The organism is Micromonospora sp. NBC_00330, from assembly GCF_036136635.1.
GTDB classification, from domain to species: Bacteria; Actinomycetota; Actinomycetes; order Mycobacteriales; family Micromonosporaceae; genus Micromonospora; species Micromonospora salmantinae.
This window is the reverse complement of the sequence record NZ_CP108012.1, coordinates 2,179,705-2,195,997: the sequence shown is the minus strand read 5'-3', so window position 1 is coordinate 2,195,997 and position 16,293 is coordinate 2,179,705. Positions and strand designations below refer to the sequence as shown.

12 protein-coding genes are annotated in these 16,293 nt (G+C 75.6%); all 12 read right to left on the bottom strand.

Features of this window, described 5'->3' with window-relative positions:
* Positions 1 to 3 precede the first annotated feature (3 nt).
* Positions 4 to 1,686 carry a uroporphyrinogen-III C-methyltransferase gene (cobA, locus tag OG598_RS09615; protein ID WP_328654089.1) on the bottom strand — a complete coding sequence of 561 codons (1,683 nt, stop codon included), beginning with the start codon at positions 1,684 to 1,686 and terminating at the stop codon, positions 4 to 6.
* Complete coding sequence (locus OG598_RS09610) at positions 1,683 to 2,279, bottom strand: precorrin-8X methylmutase (RefSeq protein WP_328654088.1); 597 nt, start codon at positions 2,277 to 2,279, stop codon at positions 1,683 to 1,685. The genes cobA and OG598_RS09610 overlap by 4 nt, the downstream gene beginning before the upstream one ends.
* A complete protein-coding gene (locus OG598_RS09605; protein ID WP_328654087.1) occupies positions 2,276 to 2,500 on the bottom strand; it encodes a DUF362 domain-containing protein in 225 nt (74 codons plus the stop codon). The genes OG598_RS09610 and OG598_RS09605 overlap by 4 nt, the downstream gene beginning before the upstream one ends.
* Positions 2,488 to 4,215 (bottom strand): precorrin-3B C(17)-methyltransferase, encoded by a 1,728-nt coding sequence (gene cobJ / locus OG598_RS09600; protein ID WP_328654086.1) that lies wholly within the window; start codon positions 4,213 to 4,215, stop codon positions 2,488 to 2,490. Before cobJ ends, OG598_RS09605 begins: the two co-directional genes overlap by 13 nt.
* The gene (gene cbiE / locus OG598_RS09595; protein WP_328654085.1) at positions 4,212 to 5,474 is read right to left on the bottom strand and encodes a precorrin-6y C5,15-methyltransferase (decarboxylating) subunit CbiE; all 1,263 of its coding nucleotides are present in this window, start codon (positions 5,472 to 5,474) and stop codon (positions 4,212 to 4,214) included. Before cbiE ends, cobJ begins: the two co-directional genes overlap by 4 nt.
* A complete protein-coding gene (locus tag OG598_RS09590) occupies positions 5,471 to 6,622 on the bottom strand; it encodes a cobalt-precorrin-5B (C(1))-methyltransferase (protein WP_112672120.1) in 1,152 nt (383 codons plus the stop codon). The genes cbiE and OG598_RS09590 overlap by 4 nt, the downstream gene beginning before the upstream one ends.
* Positions 6,619 to 7,464: a precorrin-4 C(11)-methyltransferase gene (gene cobM / locus OG598_RS09585; protein ID WP_328654084.1), complete on the bottom strand. Its 846-nt coding sequence runs from the start codon at positions 7,462 to 7,464 to the stop codon at positions 6,619 to 6,621. Before cobM ends, OG598_RS09590 begins: the two co-directional genes overlap by 4 nt.
* Positions 7,461 to 8,240: a precorrin-2 C(20)-methyltransferase gene (gene cobI, locus OG598_RS09580; protein ID WP_328654083.1), complete on the bottom strand. Its 780-nt coding sequence runs from the start codon at positions 8,238 to 8,240 to the stop codon at positions 7,461 to 7,463. Before cobI ends, cobM begins: the two co-directional genes overlap by 4 nt.
* Positions 8,237 to 9,592 carry a cobyrinate a,c-diamide synthase gene (locus tag OG598_RS09575; RefSeq protein ID WP_328654082.1) on the bottom strand — a complete coding sequence of 452 codons (1,356 nt, stop codon included), beginning with the start codon at positions 9,590 to 9,592 and terminating at the stop codon, positions 8,237 to 8,239. The genes cobI and OG598_RS09575 overlap by 4 nt, the downstream gene beginning before the upstream one ends.
* Positions 9,586 to 10,197: a cob(I)yrinic acid a,c-diamide adenosyltransferase gene (gene cobO, locus OG598_RS09570; RefSeq protein WP_328654081.1), complete on the bottom strand. Its 612-nt coding sequence runs from the start codon at positions 10,195 to 10,197 to the stop codon at positions 9,586 to 9,588. The genes OG598_RS09575 and cobO overlap by 7 nt, the downstream gene beginning before the upstream one ends.
* Positions 10,198 to 10,284: 87 nt before the next feature.
* On the bottom strand, positions 10,285 to 12,507 hold the full coding sequence (locus OG598_RS09565) for a magnesium chelatase subunit D family protein (protein WP_328654080.1): 2,223 nt from the start codon (positions 12,505 to 12,507) through the stop codon (positions 10,285 to 10,287).
* The gene (gene cobN / locus OG598_RS09560; RefSeq protein WP_328654079.1) at positions 12,504 to 16,172 is read right to left on the bottom strand and encodes a cobaltochelatase subunit CobN; all 3,669 of its coding nucleotides are present in this window, start codon (positions 16,170 to 16,172) and stop codon (positions 12,504 to 12,506) included. The genes OG598_RS09565 and cobN overlap by 4 nt, the downstream gene beginning before the upstream one ends.
* Positions 16,173 to 16,293: the final 121 nt, after the last annotated feature.

The following is a 16,293-nucleotide window of genomic DNA, read 5'->3' as shown; positions in this document are numbered from 1 at the left end:
TCGTCATCCCGTCGGCCCGGTGGTGGTGAGGGCCACCACCGGGCCGAGGACGAAGACGGCGGGTGGGCCGACGCCCTCCCGGGCGGCGACGGCGCCGATCTCGTCCAGCCGGGCGGGCACCGATCGCTGGTCGGGCAGCCCGGCGTCCTGCACGGCCAGCACCGGGGTCTCCGGGGCACGACCGTGCTCGATCAGCACGTTCGCGATCTTGGCGATGGTGTCGACGGCCATCAGCAGCACGACGGTGCCCCGGGCTCGGGCCAGCGCCGCCCAGTCGACGAGCGAGTCGGGGTGCCCGGGCGGCAGGTGCCCCGACACGACTGTGACGTCGTGCGCCACGCCCCGGTGCGTCACCGGCACGCCGGCGAGGGCCGGTGCGGCGAGCGCGCTGCTCACCCCGGGCACCACCGTCACCGGCACACCGGCCGCCGCGCAGGCCAGCACCTCCTCGTGGCCGCGCCCGAAGACGTACGGGTCACCACCCTTGAGACGGACCACCCGGCGACCGGCGCGGGCGTGCGACACCAGTGCCTCGTTGATCGCCTCCTGGGCCATCGACGGGCCACGGGGCACCTTCGCGGCGTCGACCACCAGCACGTCGGGGCGCAGCCCGGCGAGCAGCCCCTGCGGGGCGAGGCGGTCGACCACCACGACGTCCGCCGCGTCGAGCAGCGCCTTTCCGCGTACCGTGATCAGGTCGTCGGGCCCCGGCCCGCCGCCGACCACGGCGACCGAGCCGTGGTCGTGCCCATGGTGTGCGTGCCCGTGGTCGTGGTGGTCGTGTCCGTGCCCGTGATGGTGGTGGCCGACCGGGTCGTCGGGGTGGTCGTGCGGGCGTTGCGGGCGACCCACCTTGTCCGCGAAGCCGGGCATCAACACCCGGTACGCGCAGGTGTCGCAGTTCATCCGGATGTCCCCGCCCAGCGCCTCGGCGTACCGCTCCAGGACGAGGTCGGCGAGGGCGTCACAGTCGCCGATCACCTCGGCGACGCGGACGTCCAGGTCGGGGTGGGCGGCGGCGAACTCCGCCGACTGGGCGACGATCCGGTCCGGCAGCACCCCGGCGAACAGGAAGTACGGCGCCACCACGATCCGCCGCGCGCCGAGGCGGCGCAGGCGCTCCAGCACGGCCGGCACCGACGGCTGCGCCAGCGAGATGAACCCCGGCTCCACGCCCGCGTAGCCGCGTCCCTCCCAGAGCAGCCGGGCGACCTTGGCGACCTCGGCGTTGGCGTCCGGGTCGGTGGACCCCCGCCCGACCAACGCCACCCACGTGCCGGCCCGGTCGGTACCAGCCAGCTCCGTGTCGGCCCGGTCGGCGCCGGCCAGTGCGGCGTCGATGCGCTGTTCGAGGGCGTCGTGCAGCAGCGGGTGGGGGCCGAGCGGGCGGCCGTAGCGGTAGCTCAGCCCGCTGTGGCGCTGCTGCTCCCGGGCCATCGCGGCGGGGATGTCGCCCTTGCCGTGACCGGCGCCGGTGAGCACCAGCGGCAGCGCCACCAACGCCCGGTGCCCCCGGGCGACGAGAGCGCCGACCGCGTCGGTCAGCGGTGGGCGGGACAGCTCGATGAAGCCGCCCTCGACGTCGCCGATGTCACCGCGACCGCGGACCCGCTCGACGAGAGCGGCGAACTGCTCGACCCCGGCCGCGCTGCGCGTGCCGTGCCCGACGATGACCAACCCGGTCATGACTTCTCCTCGACGTAGAGCAGGGCGTTGAGGGCGGCGGCGGCGACCGCCGAGCCACCCTTCTCCCCCACGTTGGACACGGCGGGCAGGCCGCTGGCCCGCAGCGCCGCCTTCGACTCGGCGGCGCCCACGAAGCCGACCGGCAGGCCGACGACGAGCGCCGGTGCGGCGTCCACTGTGAGCAGTTCGACGAGCGCGGTGGGCGCGCAGCCGACCACCCAGACCGCGCCCGGGCCGACCCGTTCCACTGCGATCCGGATGGCCGCCGCCGAGCGGGTGATCCCGGCCGAAAGGCCAAGCGCGGCGGCGGCCGGCTCGGCGACCGGGCAGACGAGCTCCAGGCCGGCCCGGGTGATGCCGGCGGCGACCATCGCCACGTCGGTGACCACTGGCGCCCCGGCGCGCAGCGCCGCCAGCCCCGACTCCAGGGCGGCCTCGTCGCACACGAGGTCGTCGACGTACGCGAGGTCGGCGCTGGCGTGCACCACCCGCTCGGTGACCGCGCGGCTCAGCGGTGGCAGGTGCGACAGGTCGACGCGCTCGCGCAGGATGCGGTACGACTCGGCCTCGATGGGGTGCACCACCCGGCTCATCGGGCTCCTTCACAGGGGTCGGGCTCGACGACGCGGATCGCGTCAGGGTCAGCGACGACGCGGATCGCGTCGACCGGGCAGATCTCCAGGCACTCCAGGCAGCCGGTGCACCGGTCGGCGCGGACCGTGAGGCCACCGGCGACCGGTCGGATCGCGTGCGTGGGGCAGGTGAGCAGGCAGGCGCCGCAGCCCTGGCAGGCGTCGATCGTCACGAGCGCCATCGGTACCCCCGGGGTGTGACCATCCGGCCGGCGACCAGCCTCGTGTCGCTGCTGCCGACGACCACGACGCTGTACATGTCGACGATGGCCGGGTCGAGCGTGGCCAGGGTTGCGAGGTGCACCCGTTCGCCGGGGCGGCTGGCGTTGCGCACCACACCCACCGGGGTGTCCGGGGGCCGGTGCGCGGCGAGGATGCCGAGCGCCTTGCCGAGCTGCCAGTCGCGGGCTCGGCTGCGCGGGTTGTAGAACAGCGTCACGAAGTCACCCTCGGCGGCGGCGGTCACCCGCCGCTCGATGACGTCCCACGGGGTGTGCAGATCGGAGAGGCTCAGGTAGGCGTGGTCGTGGCCGAGCGGCGCGCCGAGCAACGCCCCGGCGGCGAGGGCGGCGGTGACGCCGGGCACGCCGACCACGTCGATGCGCTCGTCGGCGTACTCCAGGGCTGGGCTGGCCATCGCGTACACCCCGGCGTCGCCGGAGCCGATCAGCGCGACGGCCCGGCCGGCGGCGGCCTCGGTGACGGCGGCGCGTGCCCGCGCCTCCTCCGCGCCCAGCCCGCTGGAGAGCACCCTGGTGCCGGGGCGGAGCACGTCGCGGACCTGCTCCAGGTACTGGTCGAGGCCGACCACCACGGCGGCGCGACGTAGCTCGGCCACCGCCCGGGGGGTGCGCAGGTCGGTGGCGCCCGGCCCGAGGCCGACGACGGCCAGCCGGCCGCGTGGCGCGTGCCGGGCCACCGCGACGGTGGCCATCGCCGTCGCTGTCTTTCCCACCAGCAGCGTCGCGTCGTCGGCCCGGCCGTCCGGGCCGAGCAGGGCCGCGGCCTCCGCCACGCTCGGCGTGCCGACCGCGGCGCGGACCACCTCGCTGGGGTGCGGCACGTCGACCGTCGCCAGCCGCGTCGCCGGCCAGGTCACCAGGGGTACGCCGAGCGCGTCGGCGGTGCTGCGGATGCCCGCCTCGTCGGCCTTGATGTCGGCGGTGGCCAGGCAGCGCAGGCTCGCCGGGTCGAGGCCGGCCTCGGCCAGCACCCGGTGCAGCAGCTCCGTCACCTCGGCGGCGGGTACGCCCCGACTCGCGCCCACGCCGGCGACCAGCGACGGCGGTCGCAGCACGGCGGTCCGCTCGTCGGGTGAGACGACCCGGTCGGTGACCAGCAGCCGGTACCCGTCGTCCGTCGGGTCCTCGTCGGCGGCGCGCACGTTCGGCGGCAGGGCGGGCAGCGGCCAGTCGGCGTCGGCGATCAGCCGGACCGGCTCGCCGTCCAGGATGGCCCGGGACACCGCGGCGACAGCGCCCTGCACGGGCCAGCCGAGGGTGTCCAACCCCGGCAGGTCGACCGCGTCGGTGGCGGTGGTGATCACCGGTCGGGCGTCCAGTAGGGCGGCGACCTGCTCGGCGAGCGCATTGGCCCCGCCGGCGTGCCCACCGAGCAGCGCCACGGCGTGCCGGGCGGCCTCGTCGACGACCACCACCGCCGGGTCGGTGCGCTTGTCGTCGAGCAGCGGCGCGACGATCCGCACCACGGCCCCGGTGGCCAGGAACGCGATGACCGCGTCACACCCGGCCCAGGCGGTCCGCAGCGCGTCGGCGACGGTCTCGGCCTCGACCAGCCGGGCGTGCGGCCAGGCGGCGGTCACTGTGTCGGCGTGCCGGCGGCCGGCGGCGGTGGCCGCCACCAGGCCGATCCGGGCGGGCGGGTTCTGGTCGGTCACTGGCGCTCCCCGGTGAGGACGACCACCGGGTTGGTGGCCGCGAGGCGGATCGACCCGCCGGGCAGGTCGGCGAGGCGGGCGGCGGAGAGCTGGCTGCCCTCGACCGTGTAGCCGGCGGCGCGCAGCAGACCCACTGCCGGTGCGACCCGGTCCAGTGCGGCCAGGGTGAGCACCACCCGCTCGGGTTGGCGGGCCACCACGGCGGTGAGGACGTCGACGCCGCCACCGCCGACGAAGACCGCGTCGGGCTCGGGGAGGTCGGCCAGCGCCGCCGGGGCGCGTCCGGCAACCAGCCGGACGTGCACGGCGTGCGCGGCGGCGTTGGCCTGGACGGTGGCGCCGGCCTCGGGGTCCTGTTCGACGGCGAGCACTGCCGCGCCGAGCAGCGCGCACTCGATGCCGACCGAGCCGCTGCCCGCCCCGATGTCCCAGACCAGCCGGCCCAGTCGGGGCCGCAGCCGGGCGACGACGAGGGCGCGCACCTCCGACTTCGTGATCATGGAGTCGCGGTGGGCGTACCGGTCCTCCGGCAGCGCCCAGCCGTCAGCCGGCGCGGCGGCGGGCTGATTGTCGGCGCGCATGCCGCCGGCCGTGCCCCGATCGGACGGGGCGTCGGCGGGCGGGGCGGGTACGGGGTCGGCGAGGCTGAGCAGGACGTGCGGGTCGGCCCAGGTCTCGGCGGCGGCCCGCTCGGGGGTCACCGCGCGGATCCGTTCGGCGGCGGTGCCCAGGTGCTCGGCGACCAGCAGACGGCGGGACCAGCCGATCAGGCCGGCGCCCAGTTCGGCCGCGCCGGCGCCGGGTGCGGTGAGCACCGCGACCAGTGGCAGCGCCCGGCAGGCGTTCACTGCGGCGCGGGGGTCGCGCCCGTGCGCGGTGACCACTGCGGCGCCGTCCCAGGGCAGCCCGGCGCGGGCGAACGCGGCGGCCACACTGGACACCGCCGGCACCACCCGCAGCGGCAGCCCGGCCGCGCGCAGCCGCCGGACGATGCCGAACAGGCCGGGATCGCCGCTGGCCAGCACCACGGCCGGCACCCCGGCGGCGACGGCCTCGGCGAGGCGGCGCAGGGCGGGGGCGAGCGGCCCGAGGGTGACGGTGTCCACGCCGGCCGGTACGGGCACCGCGGCCAGGTGCCGGGCGGCCCCGACCACCAGCCCGGCGGTGGCCAGCACCGGTGCGAGCGCGGGGTGCGGCGGTGCGCCCGCCGCGTCCAGTCCGACCACTGTCACGGCGGTCACCGGGGTCAACGGCGTCATCGGGGCCACCGGCCGGACGAGGCGACGACGTGAGCCCCGGCGAAGTCGACCATCGCCACGTCGACGGTGACCGTCGGCCCGGCGAAGCGCCGCAGCACCTGGCGGACCCGCTGGCAGAGCAGGTCGCCGGCCGGGGCGAGCAGCCCGGCGGCCTCCCACAGCTCGTACGCGTGCCGCCCGGTGTTCGCCTCGGTCACGGCGGCGACCAGCGACGGGTCACCGCCGGCCTCGGCGGTCACCGCGCCGAGCAGGGAGAGGTCCACAGTGGAGCGGGTGTAGTGGGTCATCAGGATGCCGGCCGCGAGTTTGGCGAGCTTGCCGGCCATGCCGACGAAGACCACCCCGGTCATGGCGTCACCCACGGCGGCGGTCACCGCGGCCCCGGTGAAGTCGCCGACCTCGACGAAGCAGACCTCGGGCAGGTCGGGCAGGAGCGCGCGGGCGGCCCGCTCGGTACGCCCGCCGGTGCAGAGCACCACCGTCGGCTCGCCCTGGGCTGCCATCACGTGCACGGCCTGCACGACGCTGGCGCGCCACGACGCGGTGGAGAAGGGGCGGACGATCCCGGTGGTACCGAGGATCGAGATGCCGCCGAGGATGCCGAGCCGGCGGTTGGTGGTCTTGCGGGCCATGATCTCGCCCCGGGGCACGCTGATCACCACCCGGACGCCGACCTCGCTGAGGTCGACCACCTCGGCCACCGCCTCGCCGATCATCCGGCGGGGGGTGTCGTTGATGGCTGGGCCGCCGACCGCGAGCCCGAGGCCGGGCTTGGTGACGGTGCCGACGCCGGCACCACCGGCCAGCCGCAGGCCGGGGACGTCGGTCCAGTTCACTGTGGCGGTCAGCTCGGCGCCGTGGGTGACGTCGGGGTCGTCCCCGGCGTCCTTGACCACCACCGCCTCGGCGCGGACCGGTGGCGTGCCGGTCACCTCGCAGCGCTCCACTCCGAAGCGCACCCGGCGTCCGGCGGGCAGGCCGATCTCCACCTCCTGCTGGGTGGTGCCGGTGACCAGGGCGGTGACAGCGGCCTTGGCCGCCGCCGTCGCGCACGCGCCGGTGGTCCATCCGGTGCGCAGCGCTGTGGGCCGGACCTTCGCGGTACGCGGCAGGTCCGGCTCGCGCAGCGGCGGCTCGGCGTACGTCATGGTGTGTGCCCCGGTGTGGCCGTCCCCCCGGTGCGGGCGCCGGCCTGGCGGCGCAGCTCGGCGCGGGCGGCCGGCTCGGCCCGGCGGAAGGTGTGGAAGTGCCCGGGGTGGTAGAGGTGCGAGCGGGTGCCCTCGGCGGCGAGGGCCGGGCCGACCAGGAAGAGGGTGTGCTTCCACAGCTTGTGCTGCTTGACAGTCGCCTCCAGGGTGCCGACCGTGCAGCGGACCACCAGTTCGTCGGGCCAGGTCGCCTGGTACGCCACCACGGCCGGGGTGTCCTCCGGGTAGCCGCCGGCCAGCAGTTCGGCCTGCACCTGCCCGGAGCGGGCGGCGGAGAGGAACAGCGCCATCGTGGTGCCGTGCCGGGCGAAGTCGCGGACCCGCTCGCCGGGCGGCATCGGGGTCTTGCCGCCCTCGAGGCGGGTGAGGATGACCGACTGGGCCACCTCGGGCACTGTCAGCTCGCGTCCGACGATCGCCGCGACGGCGGTGAACGAGGACACCCCGGGCACGATCTCGACGGCCAGGTCGAGCGCCCGGCACACGTCCAGTTGCTCCTGCACCGCGCCCCACAACGCCGGGTCTCCGGAGTGGATCCGGGCCACTGTCAACCCCTGCTCGGCGGCGCGTCGGTAGAGCGGCAGCACACCCTCGATGGGCAGTTGCGACGAGTCGACGATCTCCGCCCCGGGGCGGGCGTGGTCGAGCACGTCGACGTGCACCAGGCTGGCCGCCCAGATCACGATGTCCGCCTCGGCGATGACCCGGGCGGCCCGCAGTGTCAGCAGGTCCGCCGCCCCCGGGCCGGCTCCGACGAACCACACCTTGCCGTCGCTGGTCACAGCTTTCCTCCTCGGTGTTCGCGGCGGGCCGGAACCAGCAGCGTCGACAGGTACGGCAGGTCGTGCTCGGTGTCGTCGACCGGCCCGATCCGTTCACCGGGCAGCCCCAGGCTGCGTCCGAGCACGGCGTCGGCGAGGCGACCCTGCCGGCGCAGCTCGGCGAGCAGTTCCGGGTGCCGCCGCCAGCCCTTGTAGGTGACGACGGTGCCCGGCCCGGCGAGGGCGTCGGCGAAGAGCGCCAGGCCCGCGGTGGCCGGCAGCAGGGTGAGCGGTTCGCGTCCCTCACAGAGCGGGGTGCCGCTGCGGGCCGCCAACTCCTGCATGGCGGTGACGCCGGGCACTGTCGCCACCCGCACCGCCGGGCGCAGCGCGCGGACGCTCTGGGCCAGGTAACCGAAGGTGGAGTAGACGTTGGGGTCGCCGATGGTGGCGAACGCGAGGGACCGTGCGCCCGCGTCGATGGCCTCGACCACCACCCGGGCGGCGTCGTCCCAGGCGGCTGCCCGGCGCGCGGTGACCCCACCCCGGTCGTCCAGCGCGAACGGCAGCCGGCGCAGCCGCTCCGCCGCGACGTGGGAGCGCACTGTCGCCTCGGCCCGCCCGGCGTCCGCACCCGGCGGCGTCGCACCGGCGGTCGCGGTGGGCGCGACCCGGTCCGCCATCACGGGTACGAAGACCAGGTCGGCCTCGCGCAGCAGCCGCACCGCCTTGACGGTGAGCAGTTCGGGGTCGCCGGGGCCGACGCCGACCCCGGTGAGCGTGGCCTCGGCGCTCATCGGCACGCCTCGACCAGTCGACGGGCCGCGTCCGGGTGACCGGCCCAGTGGGTGTGCAGGTAGGACGCGTGCACCCGACCGGCGACGAAGCCGTGCCCGGTGTCGTTCCAGCGCCACGCCGGCGCGTCGCCGTGCTCCGGGTCGGTGGTGGTGCGGTGGAACTCGTGGCCGCGTACCGGCTCGCCGGCGCGTGCCACCGGGGAGTCGGTGACGGCGAGGGCCTCCCGGTAGCCGAGGGTGAGCCGGTCGGTCATCCGGGCGGTCAGGTCCAGTCGACCGCACATCGGCACCCCGTCCAGGGACTGCCCGAGGTAGAGCAGCCCGGCGCACTCGGCCACGATCGGCCCGTCGAAGTCGGCCAGCTCGGTGCGGAGCGCTGTGTTGTCGGCCAGCGTCTGGGCGTACGCCTCGGGGAAGCCGCCGCCGATCACCACCGCCCGGGTGCCGGTGGGCAGCGCCGGGTCACGCAGCGGGTCGACGGTGACGACGTCCGCGCCGGCCGCGGTGAGCAGTTCGGCGGTCTCCGCGTACGAGAAGGTGAAGGCCGGACCACCGGCGAGGGCGACCCGTGGTCGCTCGACGCCGGCCGGCCCACCGACGGCGGCGACCGGGTCCCACGCCCTGGTGGTCAGCGGCGGGGCGGTCCGGGCCAGGGCGAGCACGGCGTCGAGGTCCACTGTGGCCTCGACCAGTTCGGCGAGCGCGGTGACGATCGCGACGGATTCGGGTGCCCGCTCGGCGACCGGGACGAGGCCGAGGTGCCGGGCCGGCGCGGCCACCTCGGCGGCGCGGGTCACCGCCCCGAGCACCGGTACGCCCACCTCGGCGAGGGCGTCGCGCAACAGCGTCTCGTGCCGGGGCGAGCCGACCCGGTTGAGGATCACCCCGCCGATCCGTACCGCCGGGTCGAACGCGGCCATGCCGAGGGTGAGCGCGGCGGCCGACCGGCCCTGCGCTGTGGTGTCCAACACCAGCAGCACGGGTGCCTCGATCAGCCGGGCGACGTGCGCGGTGGAGGCGTAGTCGCGGCGGCCCACCGCGCCGTCGTGCAGGCCCATGACGCCCTCGACCACTGCGATGTCGGCGGGCGTGGGGACGCTCGCGCCGTGGCGCAGCAGAGGGGCGATCCGGTCGGCCCCGACCAGGAAAGGGTCGAGGTTGCGGCCGGGTCGCCCGGAGGCGAGGGCGTGGTAGCCGGGGTCGATGTAGTCGGGGCCGACCTTGTGCGGGCTGACCGTCAGGCCCCGTCGGCGCAGCGCGGCGAGCAGCCCGGTGGCCACCGTCGTCTTGCCGTGGCCGCTGGCCGGGGCGGCGACCACCACCCGGGGCAGCGCCCAGTGTGCGTTCACCACTCGATGCCCTTCTGGCCCTTCTGGCCGGCGTCCATCGGGTGCTTGACCTTGGTCAGCTCGGCGACCAGGTCGGCGGCGGCGACCAGGCGTGGGTCGGCATCCCGGCCGGTGATCACGACGTGTTGGAAGCCGGGGCGCTCAGCCAGGGTGGCGACCACCTCGTCGACGTCCACCCAGCCCCACTTCATCGGGTAGGTGAACTCGTCCAACACGTACAGCCCGTAGCGCTCGGTGGCCAGGTCACGCTGGATCTGCCGCCAGCCCTCCAGGGCGTCGGCGGCGTGGTCGGCGTCGCCGCCGCGCTGGATCCAGGACCAGCCCTCGCCCATCTTGTGCCAGGCCACCGGCGCGCCCTGGCCGGTGCGCTCGTGCACCTCGCCGAGCGCCCGGAAGGCGTTCTCCTCCCCCACCCGCCACTTGGCGCTCTTGACGAACTGGAACACCCCGACCGGCAGCCCGGCGGTCCAGGCCCGCAGGGCGAGCCCGAAGGCCGCCGTCGACTTTCCCTTCATCTGTCCGGTATGGACGATCAGCAGTGGCCGGTGCCGCCGCTGCCGGGTCGTCAACCCGTCAGCGGGCACCGAACTCGGTTGTCCCTGCGGCATCAGCCCGTCCCCCGTCCCGCGGGCACTCCCGCGCCCGTCTCTCCCGCGATCTTGCGGTTTCTGTTGGTCATACGTGTGTTTGGTCCGTTATGCCGCGACAGGAAGTGCATGATCGCGGGGGTGGGTGAGGGCTTCCAGTGGGGTTCGGGGGGCCCTGAGCTGGGTGGCCAGGCGGGCGGCCAGGTGCAGGCGGACCGGGCCGGATTCGCAGTCGACGACCACGCACGGAGCCCCGGTCGCGGCCAGGACGGCGGCTGCCGCTGCCGCCCGGTCGAGCGGGCGGGTGCCCGCCGTGGCTCTCCCGTCGGTGACGATGAGGACCAGTGGGCGGCGCTTCGGGTCGCGCAGGCGCTCCACCCGCAACAGGTCCGCGGCGGCGAGCAGCCCCTCGGCCAGCGGCGTACGCCCGCCGGTCGGCAGCTCGGCCAGCCGGGTCGAGGCGGCCAGCACCGACGAGGTCGCCGGCAGCAGGGTCCGGGCGCCGCCACCCCGGAACGCGATCACCGCTACCTTGTCCCGCCGCTGGTACGCGTCGGTGAGCAGGGCGAGCACCGCGTCCTTCACCGTGGTCATCCGCTGCCGGGCGCCCATCGAGCCGCTCGCGTCCACCACGAACAGCACCAGGTTGCCCTCGCGCCCCTCACGAACGGCCTCGCGCAGGTCGTCGCGGCGCAGTCGCAGTGGACCGGTGACCCGGCCCCGGGCCGCCTGGTGCGGCGCGGCGGCGCGGATCGTGGCCGGCAGGTGCAGCGCGCCCACCCGACCCGCCGGCACCCGGGCGCCGGTGGTGCGGCCCCGCCCGGTGCGGGCCCGCGACCGTCGGCCCGGCACCCCGTCACCCAGGCCGGGCGCCGTGAGCACCCGCGCCTTCAGCCCACCTTTGGGTACGGCCACCGGCTGGGACTCCCCGCCGCCGGTCGGGTCGTCGGCACCGGTCGCCGATTGCCGGCCACCGCGCGGACGCGAGTTCCGGCCGTCGCCGCCCTGCTGGTGCTGCGGCCAGCCGTCGTCGTCGCCCCGGTCGCCCGGCTGGCGCTGCGGCCAGCCGTCGGTGCCGTCCGGGCCGTCGGTGCGCCCGTCGGGGCCAGCGCCGCTCCGCGCCGCAGAGTGCTCCGTCGACCCGGGCTCACAGTGGTCGACGCCGTCGCCGCCCTGCGGTCCGCCGCCACTCGGGCCGCCCTCGTGTGGTCCGCCCCCGTTCGGGCCACCGCCACCGGCCGGGCCACCGCCCTGCGGGCCGCCGCCGTCCGGGCCACTGTCGTCGGGGCCGGCGTCGTCCGGGTCGTCGGGGTGGGCATCCTGGGCGCGCTGCAACGCCTCGTCGAGGCGCTTCTCGTCCAGCCCCGGGGTGTCGAACGGGTCGCGGCGGCGGCGGTGCGGCAGGGCCAGCCGGGCGGCCACCCGTACGTCGTCGATGGTGACCCGGTCCCGGCCGTGCCAGGCCGCGTGGGCGAGGGCGGTACGGGCGGTGACGATGTCGGCCCGCATCCCGTCCACGTCGAACGCCGCGCACACCTCGGCGATCTGCCGCAACGCGGCGTCCGGCAGTCGTACCCCGGGAAGTCGACGGCGGGCGGCGGCCACCTGGCCGGCGATCTCCGCGTCGGCGTCGGCCCAGCGGGCGGCGAAGCCGACCGGGTCCGCGTCGGCGGCCAGCCGGCGGCGGACCACCTCGACCCGGATCTCCGGGTCCCGGCTGGCGCCCACCTCCACTGTGAGCCCGAACCTGTCGAGCAGCTGCGGGCGCAGCTCCCCCTCCTCCGGGTTCATCGTGCCGACCAGCAGGAACCGCGCCGCGTGGCTGACCGAGACGCCCTCCCGCTCGACGTGGCTGCGGCCCATCGCCGCCGCGTCGAGCAGCAGGTCGACGAGGTGGTCGTGCAGCAGGTTGACCTCGTCGACGTAGAGCACACCCCGGTGCGCGGCGGCGAGCAGGCCCGGCTCGAAGGCGCGTACCCCCTCGCCGATCGCCTTCTCCAGATCCAGTGCGCCGACCACCCGGTCCTCGGCGGCGCCCACCGGCAGCTCGACGAGGCGGGCCGGACGGGTCTCGGCGGCGGCTTCGGCCGGGTGCGGGCCGTCCGGGCAGACCGGGTCGGGCTCGGCCGGGTCACAGCCGAACCGGCAGCCGGCCACCCGCCGCACCGGAGGCAGCAGCGCGGCGAGAGCCCGCACGGCGGTCGACTTGGCGGTCCCCTTCTCACCCCGGACCAGCACCCCGCCGATCGCCGGCGAGACCGCGTTGAGCAGCAACGCCAGCCGCATGTCGGCCATGCCGAGCACCGCGCTGAACGGGTAGGTAGTGGTCATGCCCGGTCCTCCAGGTCGCCCTCACTGGCCAAATACGTGTCGCGCAGCCGGTCGAGGGTGGCCGGCTCCGGCTTGGCCCACAGCCCCCGGTCGGCGGCCTCCAACAGCCGCTCGGTGATGCCGCGCAACGCCCACGGGTTGGACTTCTCCAGGAACTCCCGGGTGGTCTCGTCGAAGAGGTACGCGGCGGCCAGGTGCTCGTACATCCAGTCGTCGACCACACCGGCGGTGGCGTCGTAGCCGAACAGGTAGTCCACTGTGGCCGCCAGCTCGAACGCGCCCTTGTAGCCGTGTCGGCGCATCGCGGCGATCCACTTCGGGTTGACCACCCGGGCACGGAACACCCGTCGGGTCTCCTCGCCCAGGGTGCGGGTGCGCACGTCGTGCGGCATCGCCGAGTCACCCACGTACGCCTGCGGTGACGTGCCGGTGAGGTGGCGGACCATCGCCACCATCCCGCCGTGGTACTGGAAGTAGTCGTCGGAGTCGACGATGTCGTGCTCGCGGGTGTCCTGGTTCTTCACCGCGACCGCGATCCGGGCGAACGAGCGCTCCATGTCGGCGCGCGCCTCCCGCCCGTCCAGGCCCCGGCCGTACGCGTAGCCGCCCCACACCGCGTACACCTCGGCCAGGTCGGCGTCGCTGCGCCAGGTCCGGGCGTCGATCAGGGGCAGCAGCCCAGCGCCGTACGCGCCGGGTTTGGAGCCGAAGATCCGCGCGGTGGCCCGCCGCTCGTCGCCGTGCTCGGCGAGGTCGGCGGCGACGTGCGCCCGCAGGTAGTTCTCCTCGTCCGGCTCGTCCAGGGCGGCGACCCGCCGGACGGCGTCGTCGAGCAGCGCCACCACGTGCGGGAACGCGTCGCGGAAGAAGCCGGAGATGCGCACTGTGACGTCGACGCGCGGGCGGCCCAGGTCGGCGGTCGGCACCACCTCGATGCCGGTGACCCGCCGGGACCTGTCGTCCCAGACCGGCCGGCAGCCCAGCAGCGCGAGCACCTCGGCGATGTCGTCGCCCTGGGTCCGCATCGCGCTGGTGCCCCACACCGTCAACCCCACCGAGCGGGGGTACGCCCCGGTGTCGGCGAGGTGTCGGGCCAGCAGCGAATCGGCGAGGGCCACCCCGACGTCCCAGGCGTTGCGGCTGGGGATGGCCTTCGGGTCGACGGAGTAGAAGTTGCGGCCGGTGGGCAGCACGTTGACCAGGCCCCGGGTGGGTGAGCCGGACGGGCCGGGCGGCACGAACCTGCCGTCCAACGCCCCGAGGGTGTTTGTCAGCTCGTCGGTGGTCCGGTCCAGTCGGGGCACCAGCTCGGTGGCGGCGAAGTGCAGCACCGCGGCGACGTCCGGGATCGGCCGACCGGTCACCTCCGCCACCACGGCGTCGACAGTGTCCACGGCCCAGTCCAGGGTCTCCATGCCGACGACCAGCCGCCGCGCGAGGGCCTCGATGAGGTCGATCGCGTCGGCGGCGGTGCCGGCCGGCCCGTCCACCACGTCGGTCAGCGCGGCGGGCAGCGCCAGTCGCTGTCCCGGCGACGCGAGCAGCTCCTGCTCGTCGAGGGAGTACGCGACGGCGAGGGCCTGTCGCAGGCCGGGCAGGGCCCGGGCGCCGCCCCAGATCTGCGGGGCGCGTAGCACCGCCAGGACCAGGTTGACCCGGGGTTCGCCGGTGGGCGCGTCGGCGAGGATGTGCAGCCCGTCGCGGATCTGCACGTCCTTGACCTCGCACAGGTACCCGTCGAGGTGCAGCACGAAGTCGTCGAAGTCGTCCGCGTCGGGCATCGCCTCGGCGTGCAGGTCGTGGTGCAGCTCGGCGGCGCGCACCAGGTCCCAGATCTGGGCCCGCACGGTGGGCACCTTGGCCGGGTCGAGGGCCTGCACTGTCGCGTACTCGTCGAGCAGTTGTTCCAGTTTGGCCAGGTCGCCGTAGGTCTCGGCGCGGGCCATCGGCGGGACCAGGTGGTCGACGACCACGGCGTGCGCCCGCCGCTTGGCCTGGGTGCCCTCGCCGGGGTCGTTGACGATGAACGGGTAGACCAGCGGCAGGTCGCCGAGGACCGCGTCGGGCGCGCAGTCCGCGGCCAGGCCGAGGCCCTTGCCGGGCAGCCACTCCAGGGTGCCGTGCTTACCCAGGTGCACCACGGCGTCCGCGCCGAAGCCGCCGTCCGCGACCGGCGCTGTCAACCAGCGGTACGCGGCCAGGTAGTGGTGGCTGGGCGGCAGGTCCGGGTCGTGGTAGATGGCGATCGGGTTCTCCCCGAAGCCGCGGGGCGGCTGGATCAGCAGCACCACGTTGCCGAAGCGCAGCCCGGCGAGCACGATGTCGGCGCCCTCGGTGTACAGCTCGCCCGGCGGCTCACCCCAGTGCTCCCTCATCCGTTCGCGCAGCTCGGCCGGGACCTGGTCGAACCAGCGCTGGTACGTCGACCCCGGAACACGGGCCTCGGCGGCGGCCAACTGCTCCGGGGTGAGCCACTCCACGTCGTGACCACCGGCGGCGATCAGCGCGTGGATCAGCGCGTCGCCGTCGTCGGGCGGTGGCGCGTCACCCAGGTCGTAGCCGGCCTCGGCCAGCGCGGCGAACAGCCGGACCGCCGAGGCCGGGGTGTCCAGCCCGACGGCGTTACCGACCCGGGAGTGCTTGGTGGGGTACGAGCTGAGCACCACGGCGACCCGCTTGTCGGCGTGCGGCACGTACCGCAGCCGGGCGTGGCGCATCGCGATCCCGGCGACCCGGGCGGCCCGCTCGGGGTCGGCGGCGTAGACCGAGAGCCCGTCGGCGTCGATCTGCTTGAACGAGAACGGCACGGAGACGATCCGGCCGTCGAACTCGGGGATGGCCACCTGCATGGCGGCGTCCAGCGGGGACAGGCCGGCGTCGCTGTCGGCCCACTGCGCGCGGGTACTGGTGAGGCAGAGCGCCTGGATGACCGGCACGTCCAGGGCGGCCAGGGCTCCGACGTCCCAGGCGTCCTCGTCGCCGCCACCGGAGGCGTCGGCGGCGACCGCGCCGCCGGCCGCCAGCACCGTGACCAGCAGCGCGTCACAGCGGGCGAAGAGCCCGAGCGGGCCGGCGCCAGCGGTCAGCCCGCGCAACGAGCCGCAGAAGATCGGCAGCGGGTTGCCGCCGGCGTCGTGGACCGCGTCCGCGAGCACGTCGACGAAGTCGGTGTTGCCGGCGAGGGCATGCGCCCGGTAGAAGACGATCCCCACCGTGGGCCGATCCGGGTCGGCGGGGTGTTCGCCGTGCACGCCGTACGCCGGGGTGGGCGCGGGTGCGGCGAACCCCTCGCCGGTGAGCAGCACCGTGTCGGAGAGGAACCGGGCCAACTGCCCCAGGTTGTCCGGGCCGCCCTCCACCAGGTACGCCAGCGACTGGGTGACCACCCCGGACGGCACTGTGGAGATGGCCATCAGCTCCGCGTCGGGCAGCGCCTCACCGCCGAGCACTACCGTCGGCACGCCGGTGGCGAGTACCGCGGCGAGGCCGTCCGGCCACGCCTGCCGACCGCCGAGCAGGCGTACGACGACGAGGGCGACCCCGTCGAGCAGGGCGGGCACCTCCTCGGCGGTGACTCGGGCGGGGTTGGCCAGCCGGTAGTCGGCGCCGCTGGCGCGGGCGGCCAGCAGGTCGGTGTCGGCGGTGGACAGCAGCAGGATGCGCACGGCAGGCTCCGGAAAGTGACGCCCTGGGCCCTCACGGGGGCGACCGGGGCGATGCGGGTGGGTACGGCGTCGGCCGGTACGACGGCCCGCGCGACCAGCGCCCCGACGCATGCGTCGGGGC

Bases quoted from the DNA above. Each gene is read 5' to 3' on its own strand.
- cbiE (WP_328654085.1), bottom strand. From the start codon at position 5,474: ATGACGCCGTTGACCCCGGTGACCGCCGTGACAGTGGTCGGACTGGAC.
- cobA (WP_328654089.1), bottom strand. From the start codon at position 1,686: ATGACCGGGTTGGTCATCGTCGGGCACGGCACGCGCAGCGCGGCCGGG.
- cobI (WP_328654083.1), bottom strand. From the start codon at position 8,240: ATGAGCGCCGAGGCCACGCTCACCGGGGTCGGCGTCGGCCCCGGCGAC.
- OG598_RS09565 (WP_328654080.1), bottom strand. From the start codon at position 12,507: ATGACCACTACCTACCCGTTCAGCGCGGTGCTCGGCATGGCCGACATG.
- cobO (WP_328654081.1), bottom strand. From the start codon at position 10,197: ATGCCGCAGGGACAACCGAGTTCGGTGCCCGCTGACGGGTTGACGACC.
- OG598_RS09590 (WP_112672120.1), bottom strand. From the start codon at position 6,622: ATGACGTACGCCGAGCCGCCGCTGCGCGAGCCGGACCTGCCGCGTACC.
- OG598_RS09605 (WP_328654087.1), bottom strand. From the start codon at position 2,500: ATGGCGCTCGTGACGATCGACGCCTGCCAGGGCTGCGGCGCCTGCCTG.
- OG598_RS09610 (WP_328654088.1), bottom strand. From the start codon at position 2,279: ATGAGCCGGGTGGTGCACCCCATCGAGGCCGAGTCGTACCGCATCCTG.